The organism is Rossellomorea sp. DUT-2 (assembly GCF_052665285.1).
In genome coordinates this window covers 1-1523 of the sequence record NZ_JBQPEO010000014.1, presented here as the reverse complement: position 1 = coordinate 1523, position 1523 = coordinate 1, and the positions used below count along the sequence as shown (strand labels likewise).

Below are 1523 nucleotides of genomic sequence, written 5' to 3'. Positions count from 1 at the left end.
TTTCCTCATGCGAGGAAATGAGTTATCCGGTATTAGCCCCGGTTTCCCGGAGTTATCCCAGTCTTACAGGCAGGTTACCCACGTGTTACTCACCCGTCCGCCGCTGACTGATGGGAGCAAGCTCCCATCAGTCCGCTCGACTTGCATGTATTAGGCACGCCGCCAGCGTTCGTCCTGAGCCAGGATCAAACTCTCCGATAAAAGTTTGAATAGCTCTTTAAAAATAAATCTAGAATTAACGTTGACGTATTGTCTTGTTTTGTTCAGTTTTCAAGGTTCAATGTGTAAGTGCTTCTGTTTGAAGCGACTTGATTATCATATCATTTCCACTCTATTGGTGTCAATGATTTTTTGTAAAAACTTTTTGGTGGAGCCTAGCGGGATCGAACCGCTGACCTCCTGCGTGCAAAGCAGGCGCTCTCCCAGCTGAGCTAAGGCCCCAAATAAGGTGGTCGGGAAGACAGGATTCGAACCTGCGACCCCTTGGTCCCAAACCAAGTGCTCTACCAAGCTGAGCTACTTCCCGAAATATATGGCGCGCCCGAGAGGAGTCGAACCCCTAACCTTTTGATCCGTAGTCAAACGCTCTATCCAATTGAGCTACGGGCGCTAAATGATTCTATTGTTCTTTCCTTACTGACTATCGCAAGTTAAGGAAAGATATTTTGCTTGCGCAAAAATCTTTGGTGCCGAGGACCGGAATCGAACCGGTACGGTAGTCACCTACCGCAGGATTTTAAGTCCTGTGCGTCTGCCAGTTCCGCCACCCCGGCTAGTCTCTGGAGCGGAAGACGGGATTCGAACCCGCGACCCCCACCTTGGCAAGGTGGTGTTCTACCACTGAACTACTTCCGCGAAATATAATGGTGCGGGTGAAGGGACTTGAACCCCCACGCCTTGCGGCGCCAGATCCTAAGTCTGGTGCGTCTGCCAATTCCGCCACACCCGCATGTATGATTGTTATTTTGCTTCCGCAAAAATCAATGGTGAGCCATGAAGGATTCGAACCTTCGACCCTCTGATTAAAAGTCAGATGCTCTACCAACTGAGCTAATGGCTCTCAATATAAAAATGAGACAAAATAAAAAAAACAATGGTGCCGGCAAGAGGACTTGAACCCCCAACCTACTGATTACAAGTCAGTTGCTCTACCAGTTGAGCTACACCGGCATATTTAATTGGTTTGCTATTAGATGAAGACTACTTAATGAGAAGTTGTTTTCATATATATAGGGAATTTAAGGAGAGATATTTTGCTCACGCAAAAATCTTTGATTTATTTTACTTGCGTAAAAAAACTTGGTGGAGGATGACGGGATCGAACCGCCGACCCTCTGCTTGTAAGGCAGATGCTCTCCCAGCTGAGCTAATCCTCCGAAATATGTAACGCCTGGCGACGTCCTACTCTCACAGGGGGAGATCCCCCAACTACCATCGGCGCTGAAGAGCTTAACTTCCGTGTTCGGCATGGGAACGGGTGTGACCTCTTCGCCATTGTCACCAGACGAATATTCAATTGAAGG

General features: G+C 47.9%; 9 tRNA genes and 2 rRNA genes. All 11 read right to left on the bottom strand.

What is annotated here, in order from left to right:
* Nucleotides 1-201, bottom strand: a 16S ribosomal RNA gene (locus ACOSV2_RS22520); the annotation flags it as partial.
* 164 nt (nt 202-365) lie between these two features.
* Nucleotides 366-441 (bottom strand) — tRNA-Ala (locus ACOSV2_RS22515).
* 8 nt (nt 442-449) lie between these two features.
* Nucleotides 450-526: transfer RNA gene (locus ACOSV2_RS22510), tRNA-Pro, on the bottom strand.
* Nucleotides 527-533: 7 nt separating this feature from the next.
* Nucleotides 534-610 (bottom strand) — tRNA-Arg (locus ACOSV2_RS22505).
* 74 nt (nt 611-684) lie between these two features.
* Nucleotides 685-773: transfer RNA gene (locus tag ACOSV2_RS22500), tRNA-Leu, on the bottom strand.
* 7 nt (nt 774-780) lie between these two features.
* Nucleotides 781-855, bottom strand: a tRNA-Gly gene (locus tag ACOSV2_RS22495).
* A 9-nt stretch (nt 856-864) separates the two neighbouring features.
* Nucleotides 865-949: transfer RNA gene (locus ACOSV2_RS22490), tRNA-Leu, on the bottom strand.
* 35 nt (nt 950-984) lie between these two features.
* Nucleotides 985-1060 (bottom strand) — tRNA-Lys (locus ACOSV2_RS22485).
* A gap of 34 nt (nt 1061-1094) precedes the next feature.
* Nucleotides 1095-1170, bottom strand: a tRNA-Thr gene (locus ACOSV2_RS22480).
* Between the two features lie 130 nt (nt 1171-1300).
* Nucleotides 1301-1376: transfer RNA gene (locus tag ACOSV2_RS22475), tRNA-Val, on the bottom strand.
* Between the two features lie 12 nt (nt 1377-1388).
* Nucleotides 1389-1505: ribosomal RNA gene (gene rrf, locus ACOSV2_RS22470) — 5S ribosomal RNA — on the bottom strand.
* Between the last annotated feature and the right edge of the window lie 18 nt (nt 1506-1523).